The 26003-nt window shown below is 60.7% G+C and carries 25 protein-coding genes; 14 read left to right on the top strand and 11 right to left on the bottom strand.

Features of this window, described 5'->3' with window-relative positions; genetic code table 11:
* Positions 1-6: 6 nt before the first annotated feature.
* Positions 7-1089 carry an HNH endonuclease signature motif containing protein gene (locus tag QP968_RS06290; protein WP_284855552.1) on the bottom strand — a complete coding sequence of 361 codons (1083 nt, stop codon included), beginning with the start codon at positions 1087-1089 and terminating at the stop codon, positions 7-9.
* A 163-nt stretch (positions 1090-1252) separates the two neighbouring features.
* Between QP968_RS06290 and QP968_RS06295 the strand changes: the two genes are divergently transcribed.
* The 4 genes from QP968_RS06295 to QP968_RS06310 are packed head-to-tail and all read left to right on the top strand — an operon-like array spanning position 1253 to position 4159.
* On the top strand, positions 1253-1522 hold the full coding sequence (locus QP968_RS06295) for an ACT domain-containing protein (protein WP_284855553.1): 270 nt from the start codon (positions 1253-1255) through the stop codon (positions 1520-1522).
* Positions 1523-1526: 4 nt separating this feature from the next.
* Complete coding sequence (locus QP968_RS06300; protein ID WP_284855554.1) at positions 1527-2897, top strand: PFL family protein; 1371 nt, start codon at positions 1527-1529, stop codon at positions 2895-2897.
* 40 nt (positions 2898-2937) lie between these two features.
* Entirely contained in the window at positions 2938-3579 is a 642-nt protein-coding gene (locus QP968_RS06305; RefSeq protein ID WP_284855555.1) for a MerR family transcriptional regulator, read from the top strand.
* Positions 3572-4159 (top strand): hypothetical protein, encoded by a 588-nt coding sequence (locus tag QP968_RS06310; RefSeq protein ID WP_284855556.1) that lies wholly within the window; start codon positions 3572-3574, stop codon positions 4157-4159. The genes QP968_RS06305 and QP968_RS06310 overlap by 8 nt, the downstream gene beginning before the upstream one ends.
* Here the strand turns inward: QP968_RS06310 and QP968_RS06315 are convergent.
* On the bottom strand, positions 4156-4389 hold the full coding sequence (locus tag QP968_RS06315) for a hypothetical protein (protein WP_284855557.1): 234 nt from the start codon (positions 4387-4389) through the stop codon (positions 4156-4158). The two genes, QP968_RS06310 and QP968_RS06315, sit on opposite strands and share 4 nt — an antisense overlap.
* Positions 4390-4418: 29 nt before the next feature.
* Between QP968_RS06315 and QP968_RS06320 the strand changes: the two genes are divergently transcribed.
* Positions 4419-5153 (top strand): glutamine amidotransferase-related protein, encoded by a 735-nt coding sequence (locus QP968_RS06320; protein ID WP_284855558.1) that lies wholly within the window; start codon positions 4419-4421, stop codon positions 5151-5153.
* Here QP968_RS06320 and QP968_RS06325 read toward each other — a convergent pair.
* The 8 genes from QP968_RS06325 to QP968_RS06360 all read right to left on the bottom strand — a co-directional run bounded on the left by QP968_RS06325 (position 5150) and on the right by QP968_RS06360 (position 13237).
* Positions 5150-6778 carry an ABC-F family ATP-binding cassette domain-containing protein gene (locus tag QP968_RS06325; protein ID WP_284855559.1) on the bottom strand — a complete coding sequence of 543 codons (1629 nt, stop codon included), beginning with the start codon at positions 6776-6778 and terminating at the stop codon, positions 5150-5152. The genes QP968_RS06320 and QP968_RS06325 overlap by 4 nt on opposite strands.
* A gap of 36 nt (positions 6779-6814) precedes the next feature.
* Entirely contained in the window at positions 6815-7219 is a 405-nt protein-coding gene (locus tag QP968_RS06330; RefSeq protein WP_284855560.1) for a metal-sulfur cluster assembly factor, read from the bottom strand.
* Positions 7220-7228: 9 nt separating this feature from the next.
* Complete coding sequence (sufU, locus tag QP968_RS06335) at positions 7229-7684, bottom strand: Fe-S cluster assembly sulfur transfer protein SufU (RefSeq protein ID WP_284855561.1); 456 nt, start codon at positions 7682-7684, stop codon at positions 7229-7231.
* A gap of 64 nt (positions 7685-7748) precedes the next feature.
* Positions 7749-9011: a cysteine desulfurase gene (locus QP968_RS06340; RefSeq protein ID WP_284855562.1), complete on the bottom strand. Its 1263-nt coding sequence runs from the start codon at positions 9009-9011 to the stop codon at positions 7749-7751.
* Positions 9012-9090: 79 nt separating this feature from the next.
* Positions 9091-9846 carry a Fe-S cluster assembly ATPase SufC gene (gene sufC / locus QP968_RS06345; RefSeq protein WP_284855563.1) on the bottom strand — a complete coding sequence of 252 codons (756 nt, stop codon included), beginning with the start codon at positions 9844-9846 and terminating at the stop codon, positions 9091-9093.
* A 66-nt stretch (positions 9847-9912) separates the two neighbouring features.
* Positions 9913-11091, bottom strand: coding sequence for a Fe-S cluster assembly protein SufD (sufD, locus tag QP968_RS06350; RefSeq protein ID WP_284855564.1), 1179 nt, complete (start codon positions 11089-11091; stop codon positions 9913-9915).
* A gap of 3 nt (positions 11092-11094) precedes the next feature.
* On the bottom strand, positions 11095-12501 hold the full coding sequence (gene sufB / locus QP968_RS06355; RefSeq protein WP_150386648.1) for a Fe-S cluster assembly protein SufB: 1407 nt from the start codon (positions 12499-12501) through the stop codon (positions 11095-11097).
* 31 nt (positions 12502-12532) lie between these two features.
* Positions 12533-13237 (bottom strand): helix-turn-helix transcriptional regulator, encoded by a 705-nt coding sequence (locus QP968_RS06360; protein ID WP_284855565.1) that lies wholly within the window; start codon positions 13235-13237, stop codon positions 12533-12535.
* An 88-nt stretch (positions 13238-13325) separates the two neighbouring features.
* Here QP968_RS06360 and mptB point away from each other — a divergent pair, with 88 nt between their 5' ends.
* The 5 genes from mptB (at position 13326) to QP968_RS06385 (ending at position 18852) form a co-directional block, all read left to right on the top strand.
* The gene (gene mptB, locus QP968_RS06365; RefSeq protein ID WP_284855566.1) at positions 13326-14972 is read left to right on the top strand and encodes a polyprenol phosphomannose-dependent alpha 1,6 mannosyltransferase MptB; all 1647 of its coding nucleotides are present in this window, start codon (positions 13326-13328) and stop codon (positions 14970-14972) included.
* A 6-nt stretch (positions 14973-14978) separates the two neighbouring features.
* Positions 14979-15944, top strand: a complete 966-nt coding sequence (locus QP968_RS06370) for an ABC transporter ATP-binding protein (RefSeq protein ID WP_284855567.1) — start codon at positions 14979-14981, stop codon at positions 15942-15944.
* Between the two features lie 8 nt (positions 15945-15952).
* On the top strand, positions 15953-16714 hold the full coding sequence (locus QP968_RS06375) for an ABC transporter permease (protein WP_284855568.1): 762 nt from the start codon (positions 15953-15955) through the stop codon (positions 16712-16714).
* A 179-nt stretch (positions 16715-16893) separates the two neighbouring features.
* Positions 16894-17808, top strand: coding sequence for a COX15/CtaA family protein (locus QP968_RS06380; protein ID WP_502870924.1), 915 nt, complete (start codon positions 16894-16896; stop codon positions 17806-17808).
* 81 nt (positions 17809-17889) lie between these two features.
* On the top strand, positions 17890-18852 hold the full coding sequence (locus tag QP968_RS06385) for a quinone oxidoreductase family protein (RefSeq protein WP_284855569.1): 963 nt from the start codon (positions 17890-17892) through the stop codon (positions 18850-18852).
* Here QP968_RS06385 and QP968_RS06390 read toward each other — a convergent pair.
* Entirely contained in the window at positions 18849-19775 is a 927-nt protein-coding gene (locus tag QP968_RS06390) for a heme o synthase (RefSeq protein ID WP_284855570.1), read from the bottom strand. The two genes, QP968_RS06385 and QP968_RS06390, sit on opposite strands and share 4 nt — an antisense overlap.
* Positions 19776-20077: 302 nt before the next feature.
* Here QP968_RS06390 and tkt point away from each other — a divergent pair, with 302 nt between their 5' ends.
* The 4 genes from tkt (at position 20078) to QP968_RS06410 (ending at position 25994) form a co-directional block, all read left to right on the top strand.
* A complete protein-coding gene (tkt, locus tag QP968_RS06395) occupies positions 20078-22210 on the top strand; it encodes a transketolase (protein ID WP_284855662.1) in 2133 nt (710 codons plus the stop codon).
* A 30-nt stretch (positions 22211-22240) separates the two neighbouring features.
* Complete coding sequence (gene tal / locus QP968_RS06400) at positions 22241-23341, top strand: transaldolase (RefSeq protein WP_284855571.1); 1101 nt, start codon at positions 22241-22243, stop codon at positions 23339-23341.
* Positions 23342-23496: 155 nt separating this feature from the next.
* Positions 23497-25035 (top strand): glucose-6-phosphate dehydrogenase, encoded by a 1539-nt coding sequence (gene zwf / locus QP968_RS06405; protein WP_102723400.1) that lies wholly within the window; start codon positions 23497-23499, stop codon positions 25033-25035.
* Positions 25036-25058: 23 nt separating this feature from the next.
* Positions 25059-25994, top strand: coding sequence for a glucose-6-phosphate dehydrogenase assembly protein OpcA (locus tag QP968_RS06410; RefSeq protein ID WP_102723283.1), 936 nt, complete (start codon positions 25059-25061; stop codon positions 25992-25994).
* Positions 25995-26003: the final 9 nt, after the last annotated feature.

Here is a 26003-nt window from a genome sequence, read left to right on the forward strand (position 1 = left end):
TCCACGCTAGCGAAAAATGGGGACGCCGAAGAGGGAGCGCAGCGCTCCAAAAGGGTGACGTTCATTCAGCACCGGATAGCCTCGGGGTGACACCCAGATCGGCGCACCCCGGATCGGTTCGACGCGCCCGCGGGCCTGCCGCCACGGATCATCGTCATTGACCCGATTGTGATAGCGGCACAGTGGCACCAAATTCGACAGGTTAGTCTCTCCCCCGTGCTTCCAGGCCGTCATGTGGTGGAGTTCGCACGCATCTGCGCCGTGCCGGCAGCCAGGCACCGGACACGTAGGCGTCACGGCCCGCGCTAAGTCGCGCTGCTTCTGGTTAGCCAAGCGCTGCCCGCGGTACAGGTTCACCGCGCCTTCCTGCGGGTGGAACAAACCGACTTCCAAGTCAGCACCGTGGAACGCAGCGAGGAACTCCGCACCAGTCATCGTGGTGCCGTCCGTGAGACCGAGGATCGTCTCATCCCCCTCATGGCGCACAATGCGGATGTGCTCCGGCAGCGGCACCAGCACCAACGGGCGCGGCACGGCCCGCGTAACCCCGCCTCCGGACTCCATTAGCTTCCTAAACGCCTCAAACAACTGTGGGCCCCGCGGCCGGGAAGGATCAATGTCCTGACTCATCGCGTGCTCCAGGTCAGCCATGAAGCGCTCCGGCCCCGTCACCATCATTGTGCGCTTGGTACTGCGTGACCCAGTGAAGCTGACCCCATCTGCCGGCGGAGGCGGCTCCACGGCTGGCACGATCTCCTTCGCGCGCCGACGCACGGTTTCATAATTGCCCCGCACGTCCAGCAGGGTGTGGCGGAGGCGCCAGCGCTCCAAGGGATCGGTAATAAGCTTCGTGCTCTCTTCGATCAGGATCAGAGTGTCCATGGACACACGGTTCGCGCGGGCCTTAGCCACGCCCACCCTCTGCTGCCGCTTCAACCTCGTCGACCCGAAGTACACCTCGTGCACCTTGGCCCAGTCGCGCACGCGTTTCGGCTGCACCCCGGCGTCAAGCGCCGCTTGGCGGTCAAAGCCCGCCAAGGTGTCCACCCCAGCGGCGACAGCGCCGAGGAACTCTCCGAAACCATTCATGTCTGCCACCCTGACACGGCCACCAACGGCTGTAAAGGGCCACCTCAAAAACCTGTGGATAACTCCAGAACCAGCGAAAGTTATCCACAGATTCCAGGAATCCTCGAGCACGCTTTGCCCCGCTGTCGTAGGCTCGGCGGTTTGGGGTCTAGCATGGGAAACCATGTACGCGATCATCACCACAACCGGCCCGGACCGGACCGGCATCATCGCCGGAGTCGCTCAGGCTGCGGCGGACCACAACATCAACATCGTCGACCTGTCGCAGACGCTCATGAGTGATTTCTTCACCATGATCATGCGCGTTGCACTACCGGAAGAAGGCTTTGACATTGCCGCGCTGCAGGACACGCTCACTACGGTGGGCGCAGACCTTGGCGTGGACATCCGCGTCCAGAGCGAGGCCCTGTTCACCGCGATGAATGAGATCTAGCACGATGGGCAACGAACTTAACTTCAAGTCTGCCAGCATTATCGACGTCATCTCGATGATCGAGGACTACCGCCTGGACATCCGCACCGTCACCATGGGTATTTCGCTCATTGGCTGCACGCGCTCCACGATGGCTGCCACTGCGCAGGCTGTCTACGACCGGGTGACCACGCGCGCCGCACGGCTTGTCGACGTCTGCCAGGGCATCGAACGCGAACTCGGCATCCCCATCGTGAACAAGCGTGTCTCTGTCTCCCCGATCGCGCTTGTCGCAGCGGGAGTCGAGGGCAACCCGGCTGACATCGCCCACGCCCTCGATAAAGCCGCCCGCGAGCTTGGCGTGAACTTCATCGGCGGGTACTCCGCGCTCGTGGAAAAGGGCGCGACGGAAGCCGACGAGCGCCTCATCACCTCCATCCCGGAAGCCCTGTCCGACACAGAGTTCGTTTGCGGTTCCGTGAACGTTGCGTCTTCCCGCGCCGGTATCAACATGGACGCGGTGAAAACCATGGGTGAGGTGGTGAAGGAGGCGGCGGAGTTGACGGCGGAGAGGTCGTCGATAAGCTGCGCAAAGCTCGTTGTTTTCGCGAACGCTGTGGGTGACAACCCCTTCATGGCTGGTGCTTTCCACGGTATTGAGGAGCCGGATACCGTGATTTCAGTCGGTGTCTCCGGCCCGGGCGTGGTGGATCGTGCGATCACGCCGTTGAAGGGCAAGTCTCTCAATGAGGTTGCCGAGGAGATCAAGAAGGCCGCGTTTAAGATCACGCGCGCGGGCCAGCTCGTGGGCACACTCGCAGCGCAGCGGCTCGGTGTGCCGTTCGGCATCGTTGATCTTTCGCTCGCCCCGACAGCCGAGGTCGGCGATTCTGTCGCGCACATCCTCGAGCACATGGGGCTCGGCCAAGTGGGCACGCACGGCACAACTGCGGCGCTTGCATTGCTTAACGACGCCGTCAAGAAAGGCGGCATGATGGCCTGCTCCCGCGTCGGCGGTCTATCCGGCTCCTTCATCCCCGTGTCGGAGGATCAGGGCATGATCGACGCGGTGCGCTCCGGTTCGATCACCATGGACAAGCTCGAAGCGATGACGTCGATCTGCTCTGTGGGCTTTGACATGATCGCCATCCCCGGCGACACCACCGCCGCGACCATCTCCGGCATGATCGCCGATGAAGCCGCCATTGGCGTGATGAACCACAAGACCACCGCCACTCGCCTCATTCCTGTGCCGGGTACGAAACCTGGCGACGAGGTCAACTTCGGTGGCCTCCTCGGCTATGCGCCGGTGATCCCCGTGAACCAGGTGAGCAACGCGCCGTTCATCGAGCGTGGCGGCTTCATCCCCGCCCCGGTTCACGGCTTCCGCAACTAGCTCTTGACCCTCACGTGGCGTCATAGTTCAGAATGGCGGCATGAGGATCTCTGACGTCGCGCGCACTGCCGGCTGCTCCGTGCGCGCCATCCGCCACTTGCACGAAACCGGGGCCGTGCCGGAGCCCGCACGCACTCCTGGCAACTACCGCGACTACACCGTCCGTGACCTTGCGGCGGTACTTCGCGCCCGCGCGCTCATCGACGCTGGAGTCGCCACCACCCACATCCACTCCACAGACGCCATCGACCGGTCTTTGGAGCTCATCGACGCCCAGATTGCCCACCTCACCCGCCAACGGGAGCGTCTTACCACGCTGAAAGCCGCTCCCCTGGGAATGCCGGAAGACGTGCGCGCACGTTTGCTAGAAGTGCTGGGCGACACTGATTTCCTCTGGGGCGAGATAGAGAGCTTCGACCTCATGGCACTCACCGGTGTAGCCACGCCCGCAACATGGGATCAACTACGTGCCAACCTTGCCAACCCCGACTGCGTCAAGGCAACAGACGAGTTTGCGGTGGCGTGGGAGGCGGGGGACGTCGATAAGCTAGCGGAGCTTCTCCCGCGCGGGATCATGCGCGATCTCACTGGCACGCTTGTACCAGGCGATGTTCCGCTAACGGCTGGTGACACCGAGTCCCCGGAGATCGTGGAGAAGCTTGCGGGTGAGTTCCGTGACTAAGGTGCTCCAGCTTGTGCGCCGTCACCCGGCGATACGTGCGGCGCAGTACGAATGGAGCCTCTACCGCGACCTCTGGCGGTGGGCCCGAGGCCAGACGCTCGTGCCGGCGAGCGCCGAGGCTCTTCCTCACCAGCCCGGGCGGCTCCAGCTGGTCGCCATGTTCACCGTGGTCATCCTTATCGAGATCGTCGTCGTGCACCTGCTGTTACCCGAAGGTGCACTCCGCATCCTCGCACTGCTGTTGTCGGTGTGGGGCATTGTGTGCATCTGGGCGCTCATTGCAAGCGAGCGGATCCGCCCGTCCTATTCTGACAGTGAACGCGTGGTTCTTCGCCGTGGTCACAAGATCTTCGTAGACATCCCCCGGGAACTCATCGCGAAGCAATCGCACTCACGCAATCACGCTGCTGAGACGGTGGTCAGCGACGGGGAGCTCACCCTCGGTGGACCTGCGGGCACCGACACCCTACTCACTCTGCGTACGCCTATCGACGCCGCCGAAGACACCTACCCATGGCAAAAGAAGCGCACACAACCGGTCAGCCGTGTCCGCTTCTATTCAGGCGGGGTTATTCGTTAGCGCTTCTTGCCCACCGTGAAGTAGGCCGCCCAGCCGATGGTGTTCACACCGCCGATGAACGGGGTCCAGAACCATTTCGGGCCTCGGAGGCGGTTGGCGTCAGTGCGCGCGAGGTCCCACAGTGCGTAGCCCTTGAGCGCGGTGTCGAGTGCGCCGAAGATTCCGGCGACTGTCTTTTCTTCCTTGCTGAGGGAGTTCCAGGCATCTTTGAGTGAATCAATTGGGTTCATAGAGTCCATCATCGTCTAGATTTACTTGAGTGACCACTCCCCGCCCGTTTTTGCTGTTGAGCACGCGTCCCGAAGATGAAGCCGCTGCGGAAGAGCTCGAGAGCTTCGCTAATGCCATGCTTCTCCGCGCCTCCTCCATTGAGCAACGTCGCCTCGACCAAACCGAACTCGGCGAGGTGAACCTAGACGACTATTCGGCAGTACTGCTCGGTGGCAGCCCGTTCAACAACATGGAGTTGATGAAGTCCCCGTTGCAGCTGCGCGTGGAACGGGAAATCGGGACCTTAGTCGCGGAGTGCATTGACCGCGACTTCCCGTTGCTCGGTGCGTGCTACGGCATCGGTGCGATTGGCACGGCGATCGGTGCGCGTTTGTCGGACCAGTATGCGGAGGAAGCTGGCCCAGTCACGGTGTCCCGCACCGATGAGCACGACGACGTCCTGGGTGACACACCCGCGCAGTTCGACACCATCGTCGGCCACAAAGAAGCGATCGCACAGATGCCGGAGGACCCGCGCATCACCACGCTTGTCACCGGCGAGGCTTGCCCCACCCAGATGTTCCGCGTCCGCCAGCATGTCTACGCCACGCAGTTCCATCCGGAGCTCACCGCGGAAGCCCTCGAGTTCCGCCTCCGCCTCTACGCCCACCACGGGTACACGTCGACAGAGACCTTCGAATCCCAGATCGCGAAAGGCTACGACTACGACTACTCCGCCAACAACGCCATCCTGGCTAATTTCGCCGCCCACTACGCGCGCTAGGCCAACTCCACGATTTCCATGTAGTCGTCGCTCCACATGTCCTCATCGCCCTCCGGCATGATGATCACGCGCTCAGGCTCCAGAGCTTTGACTGCGCCGGGGTCGTGGGTGACGAGGACAACCGCACCGGTGTAGGTCTTCAGGGCATCCAACACTTGTTCGCGGGATTGGGGGTCGAGGTTGTTGGTGGGCTCGTCGAGAAGCAGCACGTTGGCGCGCGATGACACGAGGGTCGCGAGCGCGAGGCGGGTTTTCTCACCGCCGGAAAGCGTCCCGGCGGGTTGTTCGAACTTCTCGCCGGAGAACATGAACGCGCCGAGCAACCCGCGCAGGTCCTGTTGGCCGGCGTCGGGGCACGCTTGAATGGTGTTTTCCCACACGGTCTTGTCGGGGTCAATCGTGTCGTGCTCCTGGGCGAAGTAGCCGAGCTTCAGGCCGTGGCCGGTGACCAGACCGCCTTCGCCATCGGTGCGCTCCACGCCCGCCAGCAACTTAAGCAGCGTCGTTTTACCGGCACCGTTTGTGCCTAGCACCACCACGCGGGAGCCTTTATCAATCGCCAGATCCACGCCCGCGAAAACTTCCAGCGAGCCGTACATCTTGGTCAGACCTTTGCCGAACAGCGGGGTCTTACCGCAGGGTGCGGGCTCAGGAAAGCTTATCGACGCCACCTTGTCCGCCATCCGCACCTCATCCAGCTCATTCATCATGCGATCCGCACGGGCAAGCATCTGCTTCGCAGCGGCAGCCTTCGTCGCCTTCGCGCCGAGCTTGGCGGCCTGCTTCTGCAGGGCGGACGCTTTCTTCTCCGCGTTGGCGCGCTCGCGGCGGCGACGTGCCTCGTCGAGCGCACGGGCATCCTTGTACTTGGCAAAGCCCATGTTGTACACGTCCGCTTCCCCGCGCACGGCGTCGAGGAACCACACCTTGTTACACACGGCTTCGAGCAGTTCCACGTCGTGGGAGATCATGATGAGCCCGCCCTCATGCTTGGACAGGAAATCGCGGAGCCAGGTGATGGAGTCGGCGTCGAGGTGGTTGGTGGGCTCGTCGAGAAGCAAAGTGGTCTTGGACTTGCCCGCACCGTCGTTGGCGGCGAAGAGAATTTGTGCGAGCTCCACGCGACGGCGCTGACCACCGGACAGGGTCTTGAGTGGCTGGTCCAGAATACGCGCGGGCAGCCCGAGATTGTCGCAGATCTGCGCGGCCTCCGCGTCGGCCTCATACCCGCCGAGGGCCTGGAAACGCTCCTCAAAGCGGGAGTATTTGGCAATCGCGGCATCGCGCTTGGAGCCCTCTTCGGTCTCCATGATCTCCTGCTGCCGGTCCATGGAGGACCGCAGCTGGTCAAGCCCGCGGGCCGAAAGCACGCGGTCACGCGCAGACTGCTCAATATTGCCCTCGCGCGAATCCTGCGGCAGGTACCCAATCTCCCCGGAGCGCGTCACGGAACCGCCGTAGGGCTCGGTCTCCCCCGCCAGGATGCGCATCGTGGTGGTCTTGCCCGCACCGTTGCGGCCGACAAGACCAATGCGATCCCCCGGCTGCACACGCAGGTGCTGGCCGGGGGCGTTCAAAAGGGTCCGGGCGCCGACGCGGACTTCGAGGTCGTTGGTGACAATCACAACGGGTCAGTCTAGCGCCGCGGTCAAATCATCGGATTAGACGGCGAAGCCGAGTGCGCGCAGCTGCTCGCGGCCGTCCTCAGTGATCATGTGCGGACCCCAAGGTGGCATCCACACCCAGTGGAGGGAAATGTCATCCACGGTGCCGGAGCCAACAGCGGCGTTTTCAACTTGCTCCTCGATGACGTCCGTAAGGGGGCACGCCGGCGAGGTCAGCGTCATGCTGATAATGGCGGTCTTCTTGTCGCCTTCCTCTTCGATCCAGATGTCGTACACAAGGCCGAGATCAACGACGTTGATGCCCAGCTCGGGGTCGATGACGTCGTGCAGGTATTCGGCAACATCGGAAGCAATCTGGATCTGCTTTTCGGTTTGCTCAGGGCGCTCGCCGGGGCCGTCGAAGTTGGACTGGCTTGTGGTGTCGGTGTTGTCGGTAGCCATGTGTGTCTCCTAGTTTTTCTCGAGGTTCATGATCGCGTCGCTCGTTGCCGCTTGGAAAGCCTTCCAGCCGAGCAGCGCACACTTCACGCGTGCGGGGAATTTGGATACGCCGGAAAACGCGATGCCGTCGCCGATGAGGTTGGCGTCGCCGTCCTTCTCACCCTTAGAGGTAATCATCTCTTCGAAAGCGTCGAGCTTCTTCATCGCCTCAGCAACAGGCAGGCCGATCACTTCTTCTGTGAGCACGCTTGTCGACGCCTGAGAGATCGAACACCCTTCCGCGTCATACGAGATGTCCTCCACTGTGTTGCCATCCGGCGACAGGTGAACACGCAGCGTGAGCTCATCACCGCAAGAGGGGTTGACGTGGTGAACCTCCGCCTCATACGGCTCACGCAGGCCCGCATTTTGCGGGTTCTTGTAGTGGTCGAGGATGACCTCTTGGTACATCGCCTCTAGGTTCATGCTCTTCTTTCTTCTGCCTTGACCTTTAAACGGTTAGTTTTAGTTCTACCTTGTTTCAACGGCGCTAGGCACCGAAGAATTCCTTGGCAGCCTCGATGCCATCAATCAGCGCGTCGATCTCTTCGGTGGTGTTGTACAGGTAGAAACTGGCGCGCGCGGTGGACTGCGCGTTCAGCCCGCGGTGTGCTGGCCATGCGCAGTGGTGGCCCACGCGGATGCACACACCCTTCGAATCCAGGACCTGGCCGAGATCGTGCGGGTGGATTCCATCGACCACAAAGGAGATGGCGCCCCCGCGCTGCTCTGCTGTAAGCGGCCCGGTGATTTTCAGCCCTTCGATCTCCTGAAGACGCTTCAGCGCATACGCGGTCAGCTTGTGCTCATGGGCGGCGATGTTGTCCATACCGATCTCCTGGAGGAAATCAACGGCAGCACCAAGACCAACGACCTGGCTGGTCATCTGCGTGCCCGCCTCAAAGCGCTGCGGTGCCGGGGCGAAGGTGGAACCATCCATGCGGACAACCTCGATCATGGAGCCACCGGTCAAAAACGGTGGCAGCTGGTTCAGCAGCGTCCCCTTACCGTAGACAACACCGACGCCGGAGGGACCACACATCTTGTGGCCGGAAAACGCCGCAAAGTCCACGTCAAGAGCGTGCAGGTCCACCGGCATGTGTGGCACGGACTGGCACGCATCCAACACGGTGAGCGCGCCGACAGCCTTCGCACGGCGCACCATTTCCGCGACATCAGCGACGGCACCCGTCACGTTGGACTGGTGCGTGAAGGCAACAACCTTGACGGTCTCATCCAACTCGAGGGACTCCAGGTCAATGCGCCCGTCATCTGTCAACCCGTACCACTTCAAGCTGGCGCCGGTGCGTCGTGCGAGTTCCTGCCACGGCACCAGGTTCGCGTGGTGCTCAAGTTCGGTGACCACGATTGTGTCCTCGGCGGTGATGCAGAGGTCGCCAGCGCGATCGTCGCCAAGCGTGAAAGCAACGAGATTGAGTGCTTCCGTCGCATTCTTTGTAAACGCGATCTCATGATCCTGGGCCCCCACGAATGCCGCGATCTTGCCGCGCGCGGACTCGTACGCATCGGTGGCCTCCTCGGCCAGCTGATACGCGCCACGGTGAACCGGTGCGAAGGTGTGAAGCACAAACTCCTCCTCCGCACGCCACACTCGCTCCGGTCGCTGCGACGTCGCACCCGAATCCAGGTACACCAACGGCGTGTTATCACGCACGGTGCGCGACAGGATTGGGAACTCCGCGCGAATAGCGTCGGTGTTCAAGGATCCATCGGGATTAACGTACTCAGTCATAGAACTCGGTTCTCGCGTATGTGGGATATAGGAAAAAGGAAACGGCCAGCGAAATACGTGGCCGGCCGTTTGGAAGGGTTTACAGGAATGCTTCGTAACCCTCGGCCTCGAGCTTCTCAGCCAGCTCGAAACCACCGGTGTGCTTGATCACACCGTCGTCGAAGATGTGCACGTGATCCGGGCGCACGTAGTTCAGAATGCGCTGGTAGTGCGTAATCATGAGGATGCCGCCATTGGTCTCCTCCTGGTAACGGTTGATGCCGTCCGAGACGATGCGTAGCGCGTCAACGTCGAGGCCGGAGTCAGTCTCGTCCATGACAGCGAACTTCGGCTTCATCAGGGAGAGCTGCATGACCTCGTGGCGCTTCTTCTCGCCGCCGGAGAAGCCCTCGTTCACGGAGCGCTCGCTAAACGACGGATCGATCTTCAGATCATCGCGCACCTGGTTGAGCTCCTGTACCCACTCGCGCAGCTTCGGCGCCTCGCCGCGAACAGCGGTGACAGCGGAGCGCATGAAGTTGGAGGAGGACACACCAGGGACCTCAACCGGGTACTGCATGGCCAGGAAGAGACCAGCGCGGGCACGCTCGTCGACTTCCATCTCGAGGATGTTCTCGCCGTCGAGAAGCACCTCTCCCTCGGTGACCTCGTAGGACGGGTGACCGGCCAGGGTGTAGGCCAGGGTGGACTTGCCGGAGCCGTTCGGGCCCATGATGGCGTGGGTCTCACCGGACTTGATGGTCAGGTTGACGCCCTTGAGAATCGGGGTCGGGTCCTGTCCCTCCTCGAGAGGCAGGACAGATGCGTGGAGGTTCTTAATTTCCAGAGTGGACATAGATTCTTTCTTTCTACTTACCTGTGTTGTCTGTCGTTGATCCCCTGTGGGGCCGCGGGTGCGGCCTTACAGGTTCACCTGCTCGAGTTCGCCGGAGACGCGGTTGATCAGTTCGTCGCGTACAGATTCAACTGGGATGCGGTTGAGCACCTCGTTGAAGAAACCACGAACGATCAGGCGGCGTGCCTCCCCGTCCGGGATACCGCGGGACTTGAGGTAGAACAGCTGCTCTTCGTCGAAGCGACCAACGGTGGCGGCGTGGCCAGCACCAGGGATGTCGCCGGTTTCGATCTCCAGGTTCGGGATGGCGTCCGCACGTGCGCCGTCGGTCAGCACGATGTTGCGGTTCGCCTCGTAGGTTTCAGTACCGGATGCGTTGGAGCGGATGAGCACATCGCCTACCCAGCACGTACGTGCATCGGGCAGCTTGGAGGACTTGTCGCCCTGCAGTGCGCCCTTGTACAGCACGTTGGAGCGACAGTACGGGTGGTTGTGGTCCACCAAGAGACGGTTCTCAATGTACTGGCCGTCGTCTGCGTAGTAGACGCCCAGCAGCTCAGCGTCGCCACCAGAGCCGGCGTAGCGCACGCGCGGGGTGTTGCGGACAACTTCGCCACCGAAGTTAGCGGCGGTGTGGCGCAGCACAGCGTCACGGCCAACGACGATGCTCTGCGCACCGACGTGAACGGCATCATTTGCCCACTGGCCATCAACGATGACAGACACGTGCGCGTTGTCACCGATGTTGTAGTTGACGTTATCAGCGTGAGTACCGGAACCGGTGTACTGCACGATGAAGGTCGCGCGAGCGCCCTGCCCCACCTCAATGTGGATACCAGCAAACGTGGTCACATCCAGGCCAGCACCGGTGGTAGTGATGACGATCGGCTCAGCGATGTCCGCGTTCGCCGGAACAGTCACGACGGTCGCGTGCGGCATGGAGGTCCAGGCCTGTGCAGCGATGCGGTCAACTGGTGCGGGCGTGGTCTTCAAACGCGCGTCATCGCTGTCGACCTTCTCCACAGTCACCTCAGCCGGTGCTGCAACCTCGACCTGGGCCTCACCCTGCGGCGCGAAAGTACCGTTGTGCAGGCCACGCAGACGACGCAAGGACACGAAGCGCCAGATCTCGTCGCGGCCCTGCGGGACCTCGAAGTCGTTGACGTCGTAAGAGGCGAAAAGATCGCCCTTGTTGTCGTGGAAGGTCGCGTTTCCGACCCTCTTTTTTGCGGGTGCTTCAGTCATTGTTTAACCAACCGATCCTTCCATCTGCAGCTCAATAAGACGGTTGAGCTCGAGCGCGTACTCCATCGGGAGCTCCTTCGCGATCGGCTCGATGAAGCCGCGAACAATCATGGCCATCGCATCTTCCTCAGAAATACCGCGGGACATGAGGTAGAACAGCTGCTCCTCGCTCACCTTGGACACCTTCGCCTCGTGGCCCAGGGTCACGTGGTCATTACGGATGTCGTTGTACGGGTAGGTATCCGTACGAGAGATGTTGTCCACCAGCAGCGCGTCACACTCAATGTTGGAGTGGGAGTTTTTCGCATTCGCGTTGATCTGCACCAGACCACGGTAGGCAGCACGACCACCATTGCGGGACACAGACTTAGACACGATGTTGGAGGAGGTGTTCGGCGCCATGTGGACGACCTTTGCACCGGTGTCCTGCACCTGGCCCTCGCCACAGAACTGAGCGGACAGGACCTCACCACGGGAGTTCGGACCGGTCATCCACACAGCCGGGTACTTCATGTTCACCTTGGAGCCGATGTTGCCATCGACCCACTCCATGGTGGCGCCTTCCTCGGCGCGGGCACGCTGAGTCACCAGGTTGTACACGTTGTTGGACCAGTTCTGGATCGTGGTGTAGCGGCAACGTGCGTTCTTCTTCACGATGATCTCCACCACCGCAGCGTGCAGGGAGTCCGTCTTGTAGATCGGGGCGGTGCAGCCCTCGACGTAGTGCACGTATGCGTCCTCATCCACAACGATGAGGGTGCGCTCGAACTGACCCATGTTCTCGGTGTTGATGCGGAAGTATGCCTGCAGCGGGATCTCCACGTGCACGCCCTTCGGAACGTAGATGAAGGATCCGCCGGACCACACGGCAGCGTTCAGTGCGGAGAACTTGTTGTCACCAGCCGGAACGACAGAACCGAAGTACTCCTTGAACAGCTCCGGGTACTCACGCAGACCCGTATCGGTGTCCACGAAGATCACGCCCTGCTCCTCAAGGTCCTCACGGATCTTGTGGTAGACAACCTCAGATTCGTACTGAGCAGCGACACCAGCAACGAGGCGCTGCTTCTCTGCGTCCGGGATACCCAAACGGTCGTAGGTGTTCTTGATGTCCTCCGGCAGGTCTTCCCAGCTGGTGGCCTGCTTCTCGGTGGAACGGACGAAGTACTTAATCTGGTCGAAGTCAATGCCGGTCAGGTCCGGGCCCCAGTTCGGTAGCGGCTTCTTGTTGTAGATGTCCAGTGCCTTGAGGCGCTGCTCCAACATCCACTCCGGCTCATTCTTAGCGGCAGAGATGGAGCGAACTACATCCTCATCGAGACCACGGCGGGCATTCTCACCTGCCGTATCAGAGTCGCGCCACCCGTAGTTATACGGGCCCATCGACGCAATAATCTCATCATCATTCATCGGCCTTTCAAGGCCGGGTGCGGGAGTGCTGCTAGTCACGTCCTCCGCTCCTTTCCATTGTGGTTCCTCCAGCAAAGGTGCTGCTTTCGATCATGCTGATGTGGGCTGTACACACGCCATCCCCATTGGCTATCAAGGCCAAGGGAGCGACGGCGGACCCCACTAGCTCCGAAATCAGCTCGTGTTCTGCTTCACAGATTTCCGGATACTCCGCCGCAACAGCGTGTACCGGACAGTGATGCTGACACAATTGCATTCCCGAGCCTACGTGGTTTGCTTCAGCTGCGTAGCCTTGGGCTGCCATTGTGTCCGCTACGTCGTTGGCCACGTCGGCGATCTCGCCCTGTGGCTTGTTACGTAGGGCTCCGAGCAGTTTCTCGGCTCGTTTACGGGCCAGCTTCTTCACTGCCTCACGCCCGCCGATTTCTTCGACGGCCGCGAAGGCTTCTAGGGCCAACTCGTCGTAACCGCTGCCGAAGCTGTCACGGCCAGATTCAGTGAGTTGGTAGTGCTGTGCTGGCCTACCACGCCCTGCCTTCCCGGTGGAACGGGACGGCTGAGAGCTATGCTCAACGAGACCTTCCTCAAGCAACTTGTCTATGTGGCGCCGAACGCCAGCAGGTGAGATCCCAATGTCCTTCGCCAGCTGTGAAGCTGTCACAGGTGCGGAGGTGAGTATGGCCGACATGATGCGCCCACGGGTCACCCCGTCGGTGGATCGCGCGACCTGGTTCATCTCTCCTCCTGATCTCTCCTTTAGACAACACTAGTGTGCCTTTAATCGGTGCGGACCTCAACCTTCACTGTTTTGTAGACTACTTCCTGTGAAAACGGACCGTGAGACCCCAAGGCGGAAGCTGTATCGCTTCACTGGCGAATTGCCACGCCTTGGGCAACCCGGTTCTCGTTCAGCCGAGCTCCATGCCGGCACAGTTGCTGGTACGTCCGCTACGACCCCACTGCCCCCCAGTATTGCGGAGCGCAACCGCTTTGAGATTCTGCGCATCCTCGGCATGGTGGGCACTTTGCTCATCGGTCTTGGCGGACTCGGCGCTGGTGCATTACCGGTGGTGAATAACCCCTATGGGTCTTTTCCTTTCGGGGCGCTGATGGGGAGGATGATGGTGGCGTCGTCAAGCATTGTGCTGCTTGGCGTTGGCTTCCTGGTTCTGGCGTGGCTCCTGATGGGTTCATTTGTGGGCGCGGATGGCGGGCGTGCGCGCGTGGGTGTGCCACTGTTGCTGCGCACGTTCGGCGTATGGGTCCTGCCGTTGGTGTTCACTGCTCCCCTATTTACCCAGGACATTTATTCCTATCTCGCGCAAGGCTCGATTGTGGCACAGGGGCTGGATCCTTACTCCGCGGGGCCGGTGGAATTGCTGGGGAGTGAGAATCCACTGGCGCGTTCAGTCCCGTTCATTTGGGCGGAGTCCCCGAGCCCGTACGGTCCTGTGGCTCTAGCCATTTCCGCAGGCATTTCCATGCTCACCGGCAACTCAATCTTTTGGGGCGTGGTCTGCCACCGCCTGGTCTCGCTTCTTGGCGTGGCTGCTGCGGCCTGGGGCATCGTCGCCTTGGCACGTCGCTGCAATGTGAGTGGCCCTGTCGCGGTGTGGCTGGGCGTGCTCAACCCGCTGGTGATTCTGCACCTCATTGGTGGCATTCACAATGAGGCGATCATGATGGGCATTTTGCTCGTTGGTTTTGAGCTGGGTCTGCGCGGAATTGAGCGGCTTGATACCAGTACGGCGCACGGAATCAGCTTGATTATTGTCTCTGGCGCCCTGATCAGCTGTGCTGGCATGGTGAAAGTCACCGGGTTTATGGCGCTCGGATTTGTGGGAATGGCATTGGCGCGACGCTGGGGCGGAGTACGCGGCATCGCGGGCGCAACTGTTCTGAAAAGTGCAATCATGGTGGGCACCATCGCAGTTATTACCGTGGCTACGAGTATTGGACTCGGCTGGGTCACGGGCCAAGGGGGTGCGGCAACAATCCGCAGTTGGCTGTCTTTGAGCACGGACATCGGTCTTGCCGCGTCTTTTTTCGGCGAACTTCTCGGCCTCGGGGATCATTCGGTAGCCATGCTCACCGTCACACGTACGGTGGCGCTGCTCGTCGCTGTGGCGTTTTGCGCACGCATGTTGTTCGCTACCTATAAGGGCACGATTGACCCCGTTGGGGGGCTAGGTGTGGCCACGCTCGTGTTGGTCATTCTGTTCCCCGTCGTGCACCCGTGGTACCCGTTGTGGGGCATCATGCCGCTTGCTGCGTGGGCGAACCGGACGTTCTTCCGTGCAGGTGTGGCCATATATTCGTCGGTTTTTGCGTTCCTCGTGTTGCCGCGTGGTCTCGCCTTGCCGCCAGCGACAGTGGCCGTCATTTACTCGATGGCAGTCGTTGCCGCGCTCACCTTTGCTGTTCTGGTCATCGTGTGGTTGAAGCTTCGTCGCCCGCGCGTCCTAGACTGATGTGCGATGAATGCACCTGTTTCTCGCCCAACCCAGTCACGCTCGTTGTCTGACGATGAAGTTGCACTGCTCATCGAGGGCGTGACTAAAAAGTTCGGTCCTAAGACTGCTGTCAACGACTTAAATCTGTCCGCTCGTCGCGGGGAGGTTTTCGCTTTGCTTGGGCCCAATGGCGCCGGCAAGTCGACCACGATTGAGATGTGCGAGGGCTTCACCACCCCCACCTCCGGCCAGATCAATGTCCTGGGCTTTGATCCACAGCGCCAACCAGAAGAGGTTCGCTCGCGCATCGGCATCATGCTGCAAGGTGGCGGGTCTTATTCCGGCATCCGCGTGAAAGAGATGCTGGATCTCACCGCCTCCTACAACAAGGACCCACTGGACCCCGCGTGGCTCATGGAGGTCCTGGGGCTTGAAGGTGTGGCTAAGACGACCTACCGGCGACTTTCCGGCGGCCAACAGCAGCGCCTGTCTTTAGCACTCGCGCTCATTGGTCGTCCGGAGATGATCTTCCTCGATGAGCCCACTGCCGGCATGGATGCCCAATCGCGTCGCGCAGTGTGGGATCTCATTCGCGCGTTGAAACGCGATGGCGTCACTGTCATTTTGACCACGCACCTCATGGATGAGGCCGAATCCCTAGCGGATTACGTAGCCATCATTGACCATGGGTCGCTGCTCGTAGAGGGCACGCCCACAGAGGTTATCGACGGCACCTCACCTGCCGCCCTCGAACTCCACACAGATCGACCATTGGATTTGGAGGCGGTGGCGGAGTCATCGACAGCTGAGCTCAAACCGTCTGCTGAAGAGTTGGTGTATCGGCTTGATACAGCCGCCGACCCGCAGATCATCGCCTCGGTGGCAACCGAAGCGGCACGTCAGGGCGTGCTGATCAAGCACTTGGGCGTGCGGCCTCACACCCTGGAGGACGTGTTTTTGGATATCACCGGACGAGAGTTGAGGTCTTAGGAATCATCATGGATTTTGCACCCGGAACTTTCACTCCCGCCCCTCAGCGCGCCAGTGTGGCGCGGATGGCTGCCGCACAAGGGCGCATTGAGGCCAAGCTCATGTTGCGTCACGGCGAACAGCTGCTGCTTAGCCTGATCATCCCCGCCGCAATCCTCATCGGCGCCGCCAAGATGGACATCTTCGGTGGCGACACGAGTTTGGACGAACTTGTCCCGATGGTCTTCGCTGTTGCGGCTGCAAGCGCTGGTTTCACTGGCCAGGCCATCTCTCTTGCCTTTGATAGGCGCTATGGCGCCCTGAAACGTTCCGGCGCCTCTGGTGTGCCCACGTGGACCATCATTGCGGGCAAAATTATCGCGGTGTTGACCACGGTGCTCGTGCAGATTGTCGTTTTGGGCACGATCGCTTTCCTGCTCGGATGGACGGTCTCCCTTGCCGGTGCTGTGTTGGGGATCGTGGCGCTGTTCATAGGTGTCACTGCTTTTACGGCGCTGGGTTTGCTGCTGGGTGGCACGCAATCTTCCGAAGTGGTGCTGGCGGTATCCAACCTGATTTGGTTCATCCTGCTGGGCATTCTTGGCTGGGTTGTCTACTCCGGGTACCTGGGCGCACCGGGTCTGTGGGATCTGGCACCATCGGTTGCTCTGGCTAGCGCCATGACGGGCGCACTTCACGGCGTTATCAACCTCACCGCCTGGATGTCGCTGTTGTTCTGGACCGTGATGGGTGTGCTGGGCACCATACGCTGGTTCCGTTTTGACGGTTAGCGCCCAATTGGGCTCCCCCGCTCACCTCTGCGAAAATGAATACCAACGGATTTAATACCCGCTCTTAACTTAAGGAAAGGCACGGAAACCTCGTGAGCTCCGCACCGCACCTCGATACAACCGCCGACGGGAATACCGCAGCACTCCCCTTCTCTGAACGGATCAAGCAGGTCCCTACGGTGAAGACACAGCGCATCTTCGCTTTCATCCTGCTGGTGGTGCAAGCGGGAATTACGTTCACCGGCTCTCTTGTCCGCGTCACTGGTTCGGGGCTGGGCTGCAATGAGTGGCCACTGTGCCACGAAGGTTCGCTCTTCCCTGTGCCTGGCGCGGCCCCGTGGATTCAACAAGTCGTCGAGTTTGGTAACCGCACGCTCTCTTTCGTCGTGGTCGCAGCCACGATCTTGGTGTTCTACGCGGTGAAGAAGGCTGACCGCCGCAAGAGCTTGGTCAACTTGGCCGTTGTCTCTGGCCTCGGTGTGATTCTGCAGGCCGTTATCGGTGGTATCTCGGTTAAGCTCGACCTGCTGTGGTGGGCAGTGGCGATACACTTCCTGCCGTCCATGATTCTCGTGGCTGTCGCGGCAGTGCTGTACATGCGTTTGGCTGAACCGGATGATGTGGAGCCGCAACGTCGCTTCGATTCGACCGCAAGCATTCTGGCCATCATCGCCGCCGTGGCGCTGTGTTTCGTCCTGATCACCGGAACGATGGTGACCGGCTCTGGCCCGCACTCCGGCGACGCAGGTGTGGGCATGGAAGGCCGTTTGGAAATGGACACGGAGATGCTCGCTTACGTCCACGCTGCGTGCATGTACATTTATTTGGCCTTCACACTCGCTACCGCGTTCGTTCTACGGAAGCAGAAGGCACCGCAGGATGCTATGAAGACAGTGTGGGTTCTGCTGGCCATGATCGTGGTCCAGTGGGCCATTGGCGTCATCCAGTTCTACTTGGGCGTACCGCGCTGGACCGTGCCGGCACACATCATCATGTCTGGCGTCGTGGTGGCCTTCACTGCTTTCCTGTGGACCCACGGCCAGCGTCGGCTCCCGGCTCTGAGCCCCAAGCAGTACAACACCACCACCTCTTAAGCAAGCGCTATAGAGGATCTCTGGCACGAACTCCTACTGAACGGCCCACATGGGCCGTTCAGTTGCGTAGCCTGGAAAGCCATGAAGGCAATTCAGATCACCCAAAACGGTGGCCCCGAAGTTCTTGTTCCCGCTGACGTCCCAGATCCTCAGCCACGCGACGGCCAGTTACTCGTTGCGGTGGAGTACGCCGGTGTGAATTACATTGACACGTACTACCGCGAGGGGATCTACCACTCCCAATTGCCATTCATTCCGGGCCAGGAAGGTTGTGGCCGGGTGATCGAGGATCCAGCCGGGGAGATTGCACCGGGCACCCTTGTTGCCTGGGAGTCTGCACCGGGTTCCTACGCGGAGAAGGTGTGCGTTGACCGCACGCGCCTTGTGGCTGTCCCCCAGTCCATCCCCCACGAGGTAGCCGCATCGATGTTGCTGCAGGGCATCACCGCGCACTACCTGCTGCACGGCGTGCGCGAAACGAAGGCGGGTGACACGATCCTGCTCACCGCCGGTGCTGGTGGCGTGGGGCTGCTGCTCACCCAGATGGCCGTAGCGGAGGGCGCAACCGTGTTCTCCGTCGTGTCCACGGATGAGAAGGAGGAACTCGCCTATGCCGCCGGCGCAACTGAGGTGTTCCGCTACTCAGAGGGTCTGGCGGAAAGCGTGAGGCGTCGCTGCGGTGGGCGTGGCGTGGACGTGGTCTACGACGGCGTGGGCAAAGAAACTTTCCAGGAATCCCTCGAAGCGGTCCGGCCTCGTGGCCTGGTGTGCCTGTTCGGAGCAGCCTCAGGGCCCGTGGAACCGTTTGATCCGCAGCTACTGAACACACACGGCTCGATCTTCCTCACTCGCCCCTCCATCGGGGCATACACCGCCAGTGAAGATGAGTTCCGGATGCGCGCCCAAGCTGTCGTGCGGGCTGTGGAAGACGGAACACTCAACATCCGTGTCCACGAGCCTTATGCATTAGAAAATGCGCGCCAGGCCCATGAGGACCTCCAGGCGCGCAAGACAACTGGTTCGGTTGTGCTGAAAGTGAACTAACCCAGGCCACCTGGGAAGAGCTCTGCCATGGTGCTCAAGCCCAGAACAGCGTCGAAGGACAGGCCAAGGAAGAGCACAGCCAGGTAGTTGTTCGACAAGATGAACAGCTTCAGCGGTTTCACGTCCACGCCATTTTTGATGTCGGTGTGCAGACGCTGCGCCATCACTAGGAAGGCACCGCCACTGAGCACAGCAATGAGTGCGTAGATCCAGGATGCGGCCGGCACAAGCAGCAGGGAAACCAGCACGGTTACCCAGGAGTAAATGAGGATCTGCTTGGTTGTTTCCTCCGCGGTTGCCACCACGGGCAGCATGGGCACGTTTGCACGGGCGTAGTCTTCGCGGTACTTCATGGCCAGCGCCCAGGTGTGCGGCGGTGTCCAGAAGAAGATGATGAGGAAGAGCACGATCGCCTGCCACCAGCGATCCGGGCTGCCATCGTGGACATTGTCACGGATCACAGCCCAGCCAACCATCACCGGCATACAGCCGGCAGCACCACCCCAAATGACGTTCTGCCAGGTGCGGCGCTTGAGCCACTTGGTGTACACGAAGATGTAGAAGGCGTTAGTCAGAATGATGAAAAATGCGGCCAGCCAGGATTTACACACAAAACCAAGCCACAGCACGGAGGCGACAAGTAGCACCCACGCAAAAATGCGGGCACGTTGTTTGGTTACTTTGTGGCGCACAAGCGGACGCGCACGGGTACGTCCCATCTTCTGGTCAATGTCGTAGTCGGCGACCATGTTGAAGGTGTTCGCCGCACCAGCACCCATCCAGCCGCCAAAGAGAGTTGCCAGGATCAGCCAAACGTGAACTTCACCGCGGTCTGCCTGCAGCATCGCGGGGATTGCAGCGATGAGCAGGAGTTCAATGACCCTCGGCTTGGTTAGTCCGAAGTACGCCTTGATGATCTCCACTACATCTCCTCGTTAATCCTGCACCGTCGCACTTTTTGCTTACGTCTTTCTGATTAGTCGCCGGGCAGGCGCAGATAGTTCCCAGTGTCAGAAAAGAGCATTCGTTTATCCGCGACACCAAGGCATGCTACCGCCGGTTCATCGTTGGGCGCTAATCCTTCGTCGATAAGCAACTGTGCACGGTGGTGCTGAACCGCTCGACCTTTGGCACTAGGGTGGGGGAAGTTATATTCGCACGATTGTTTAAGCGAGGACTTCACGTGACTTCCACTGAGATCAACCTGCCCGATGAGCTGAAGGCCATGACCGTGGCCCGCTACCCGGAGGACTGGACGGAGGTGGATACCCGCGCGGTGAACACCGCCCGCATCCTCGCTGCTGATTCCGTTGAGAACTGCGGGTCTGGCCACCCGGGCACGGCGATGTCTCTCGCTCCCCTGGCCTACACCTTGTACCAGCGTGTGATGCGCCATGATCCGAGCGATCCGAATTGGGTGGGCCGTGACCGCTTCGTGCTGTCTGCCGGTCACTCTTCGTTGACTCAGTATATTCAGCTGTACTTCGGCGGTTTCGGGCTGGAGATTGAGGACCTTCAGTCCTTGCGCACGTGGGGCTCGAAGACGCCGGGTCACCCGGAATACAACCACACTGCGGGTGTGGAGATCACCACTGGTCCGCTAGGTCAGGGCCTTGCATCCGCTGTGGGCATGGCGATGGCTGCGCGCCGCGAGCGCGGCCTCTTCGACCCAGAAGCTGCTCCGGGCCAGTCTCCTTTTGATCACTTCATTTACGTCATCGCGGGCGATGGCGACCTGCAGGAGGGCGTGACCTCTGAGGCCTGCTCTTTGGCCGGTACGCAGAAGCTGGGCAACCTGATTGCGTTCTGGGATGACAACCGTATTTCTATCGAGGATGACACACAGATCGCCTTCACCGAAGACGTGGTCGCCCGCTACGAGGCCTACGGCTGGCAGACGCTGACCGTGGAGTCCGGTGAGGACGTTGCTGCAATCCTGGAGGCTGTCGAGCAGGCGAAGGCTGAAACTTCCCGTCCGACTCTCGTGCGTGTGAAAACCGTCATCGGTTACCCAGCCCCGAACCTCATGAACACGGGCGCGGCCCACGGTGCAGCACTCGGCGCGGAGGAAGTTGCGGCAACCAAGAAGATCCTGGGCTTTGACCCGGAGGTCATCTTCCCGGTCGAGGAGAAGGTGATCAACCACACCCGTCGCCTCGTTGAGCGCGGTGCGCAGGCGCATGCTCATTGGCAGAAGCTTTTCGACGACTGGGCTGCCGCTAACCCCGCCAACAAGGAGCTGCTGGACCGCATGACCGTCCGCGGCCTGCCCGATGGCTGGGCCGATGAGATGCCTACGTGGGAACCGGACGCCAAGGGTCTGGCTACCCGTAAGGCTTCTGAGGCAGCCATCCAGGCGCTGGCAAAGACCCTGCCCGAACTGTGGGGCGGTTCCGCTGACCTGGCTGGCTCTAACAACACTCTGATCAAGGGCGAGCCCTCCTTCGGCCCAGAGGAAATCTCCACTGAGATGTTCACGGCGCATCCTTACGGCCGTAACCTGCACTTTGGCATCCGTGAGCACGGCATGGGCGCGATCATGAACGGTATTGCTCTGCACGGTGGCACCCGCGTCTACGGCGGTACCTTCCTTATCTTCTCGGAGTACCTCTACCCCTCTATCCGTGTCGCAGCTTTGTCCGGCATTGATGGCTACTACGTGTTCACCCACGACTCGATCGGCCTGGGCGAGGACGGCCCGACCCACCAGCCGGTGGAAACCCTTACCGCGCTGCGCGCTATCCCGGACCTCGCCGTGATCCGTCCAGCTGATGCGAACGAGACGTCCGCTGCGTGGAAGTCCGCCATCGAAGGCCGTGAGCAGCCGAAGATCTTGGCCCTGTCCCGCCAGAATCTCCCGGTGCTTGAGGGCACGAAGGAGAAGGCTTTCGACGGCCTGTCAAAGGGCGCTTACGTCTTGGTTGAGGCTTCCAAGCCAACCCCGGACGTGATCCTCATGGCATCTGGTTCTGAGGTGCAGCTGGCAGTTGAGGCAGCGAAGACCCTCGAGGCCGAGGGGACCGCCACCCGCGTTGTTTCCATGCCGTGCATGGAATGGTTCCTGGAACAGGATCGTTCCTACATTGATGAGATCCTGCCGCCGTCAGTCCCTGCCCGCGTCTCCGTCGAGGCCGCCATTGCTATGCCATGGTTCCGCTTCACCGGTGACAAGGGACGCAACGTCTCCCTCGAGCACTTCGGCGCCTCCGCACCAGGCGACGAGCTGTTCACCCGCTTCGGCATCACTACGGATGCCGTTGTGTCCGCTGCGCGTGAGTCCATTGCTTCCGCCCAGGGCAACGTGGCCGAGTCCGTATCGGAGCCACAGGCTGACCGCGTCCGCGGCGACCAGATCTAAACCCCACTTCGCTTTAAGGAGCTGCCTCCAATGACCGCCATTGACCGCCTGTATGACCTTGGCACTTCCACGTGGCTGGATGATCTGTCGCGGGAGCGCATCACATCCGGCAACATCGTTGATCTGAAATCCACCAAGTCCATCGTTGGAGTGACCACGAACCCGGCGATTTTTGCCGCAGCCATGTCGAAGGGCAATGCCTATGATGCGCAACTGGCAGAACTCAAGGCGCGCAACGCGAGCGTCGATGAGGCTGTATACACCATGAGCGTCAAGGACGTGCAGGATGCGTGTGACCTGTTCATGGATGTCTACGAGTCCACCGGCGGCAAGGACGGTCGCGTATCCATCGAGGTGGATCCCCGCCATGCCGATGATGAGGCGGCTACCGTCGCTCAAGCGAAGGAACTGTGGGCGCAGGTGGATCGCCCGAACGCCATGATCAAGATCCCAGCAACGGATGCTTCCCTGCCGGCGATCACCGCTGCTCTGGCCGAGGGTATCTCGGTGAACGTCACCTTGATCTTCTCCGTCGAGCGCTACAAGCAGGTCATCGATGCGTTCAAGGCCGGCATCACCCAGGCTGCCGCGAACGGGCAGGACGTGTCCCAGATTCACTCCGTGGCGTCCTTCTTCGTCTCCCGTATGGATACCGAGGTGGATAACCGCCTTGACGCCATCTCCGGCGAGTACGCAGAGAAAGCACAGGCCCTGAAGGGCACGTCTGGCATCGCCAATGCTCGTCTGGCTTACCAACTTTTCCTCGACGAATTTGATGCCGCCGCGATGGCTGCCCTGCCGCAGGGCACCAACAAGCAGCGCCCACTGTGGGCCTCCACCGGCGTGAAGAACCCAGACTATCCAGCGGACATGTACGTCACGCAGCTCGCTGGCCCAGACACCGTGAACACGATGCCGGAACCAACGATTGATGCTGCTCTAGCTGGCGATAACGTCTCGGGCGACACCCTCACGGGTACTGCAGATAGCGCTGCAGAGATCTTCGTCGGGCTAGCTCAGGTCGGCATTGATGTGGCTGACGTCGTGCGCGTGCTTGAACGCGAGGGCGTAGATAAATTCGTCGACGCGTGGCAGGAATTGCTCGATTCCATGTCCGAAAACTTGGGATAACCAAAACCTTTGTCGTGGCCACGAAAATGAGGTTTACTTTATTAAAGTAACCTGGGTCACCACTTCACTGAAGCTCCCCTCCCATCACATCGCACTGGCGCGGGGAGCTTCGAAGATTAAGGAAGCACCCGCTTAACTGACGAAAGGTGTTCGACGTGTCGGAACCGGCACCCGAATGGGTCAACCCTCTCCGTTCCCCCGCCGACAGGCGACTCCCCCGGATCGCTGGCGCATCCGGCATGGTCATCTTCGGCGTGACCGGCGACCTGGCCAAGCGCAAGCTTCTGCCAGCCGTGTATGACCTTGCCTACCGTGGCTTGTTGCCAGCCGGTTTCACCCTCGTCGGCTTTGGCCGCCGACCCTGGTCCAAAGAGGAATTTGAGTCCTTCGTGCGCGAGCAGGTTGAGGTGGGTGCCCGCACCGATTTTGATGAGCATGTGTGGGCCCGCCTGGCTGAAGGCATGCACTTTGTCCAAGGCGCCTTCGATGACGACGAGGCCTTTGACAACATGGCGGCGTTGCTCAAGAAAATGGATAGCACCCGCGGCACTGCCGGCAACTGGGCGTTTTACCTCTCGGTGCCGCCGGAGTACTTCTCCAACGTCATTGATCAGTTGGATCGCACCGGCATGGCTCACCCCACGGTGGAACAGTGGCGCCGTGTGATCATTGAGAAGCCTTTCGGCCATGACCTCGCGTCGGCAAAAGAGCTCAATGCCACGATCAATGCTGTCTTCCCCGAGCGAGCGGTCTTCCGTATCGACCACTACCTGGGCAAAGAAACTGTCCAGAACATTTTGGCTTTCCGCTTTGCCAACCAACTCTTTGAACCGGTGTGGAGCTCCCGCTACGTCGACCACGTGCAGATCACCATGGCGGAAGACATCGGACTCGGCGGGCGCGCTGGTTACTACGACGGCATTGGCGCTGCCCGTGATGTCATCCAGAACCACCTCCTGCAGCTCCTTGCCCTCGTCGCTATGGATGAGCCGGTGTCTTTCTCGCCGCGGCAGCTGCGCTACGAGAAGTTGAAGATCTTGCGCGCCACCAAACCAGTGGGTCCTTTCGAGGAGACGACAGCGCGCGGCCAATACACCGCCGGGTGGCAAGGCTCCGAGCAGGTCGTTGGCCTGCGGGAGGAGGAGGGCTTCGATCCTGAATCCAAAACGGAAACGTACGCTGCCTGCACCCTGGGCATTAATTCCCGCCGTTGGGCTGGCGTGCCGTTCTACCTGCGCACCGGTAAGCGCCTTGGCCGTCGTGTGACGGAGATTGCCATGGTGTTCAAGAAGGCGCCGCACCAGCCGTTCGACCCAGGGTTAACTAGCCAGCTTGGCGCCAACACCTTGGTCATCCGCATTCAGCCGGACGAAGGCATCCTCATGCGTTTTGGCTCCAAAGTGCCGGGCTCCACCATGGAAGTCCGCGATGTGAACATGGACTTCTCCTACACCGAGGCCTTCACCGAAGAGTCACCGGAAGCCTACGAGCGTCTCATTCTTGATGCGCTTCTCGACGAAACCGGGCTCTTCCCCACCTCCGAAGAAGTGGAGCGCAGTTGGGAAATCCTCGATCCGATCCTGGATTACTGGGCTGAAAACGGGCGCCCTGATGAGTACCCAGCTGGGACATGGGGCCCGACTTCCGCTGATGAAATGATGCACGCTTCCGGCAGGTCTTGGCGCCGCCCGTAACTGACAAGTAAAGGTCACAAACCATGATCGTCACACTGTCTGACACCTCCACCCGGGAGATCACCAAACTTCTCCTGGACAATCAGGAAAACCACTCCTTGGCCACGGGCCGAGTACTCACCCTCATCGTTGTTGCGGATATCGCCGATGATGTGGAATCCATCCTCGATAACGTCCGCAGTGCCTCCCATGAGCACCCAGCACGCGTTCTCATGCTCATCACAGGCAACCCCGACGGGGAAGCTTCAATGGACGCGCAGGCTATCTTGTCGTCGGATGCTGGGGCTTCGGAGATCGTCGTGATGGATCTGCACGGGGATTTGGCTAACAACCTTGATTCCGTCGTTACGCCTTTGCTTCTACCGGACACCCCGATTGTGACGTGGTGGCCATCAACCGCACCGGCGGATCCGATCCTGCACCCATTGGGCCGCCTTGCCCACCGGCGCATCACGAATGCCCGTGAGAATGTGGACGGCAACACCCTCCTGCGCCTGGCAAATGGCTACTCCCCTGGGGACTCGGACATGATGTGGTCCCGCATCACTAACTGGCGTGGCGTCGTTGCCTCAGCCGTGGATGCGTACCCGCACGACCCGATCACCGCGGTGGAGATTGATGGGCCGGACGATGACCCGAGCGTGGATATGGCAGCCGGTTGGCTGGCAGCATGCCTTGACCTCGAAGTCCACCGCACGACTAGTGGGGAGACGCGCTCCGAGCCCTCACGCTACTTCCCGGTACGCCGCCTTACGCTGCAGCGCGAATCCGGCCCTGTGACAGTCAGCGTGAAGGACGATAAAACGGTGCGCGTCACTGTCCCCGGCATCGGCGCGCAATTCGTAGCCCTTGGCACGCGCAGTGATGCAGACTGTTTGGCAGAAGAATTGCGGCACCTTGATCCCGACTTTGCGTACTCGCAGGCGTTGAAAGCACTACCGAACGTGAAAGTTGTCTAAAGTCGGAAG

This window comes from Corynebacterium sp. MSK041 (assembly GCF_030232265.1).
Lineage (GTDB): Bacteria > Actinomycetota > Actinomycetes > Mycobacteriales > Mycobacteriaceae > Corynebacterium.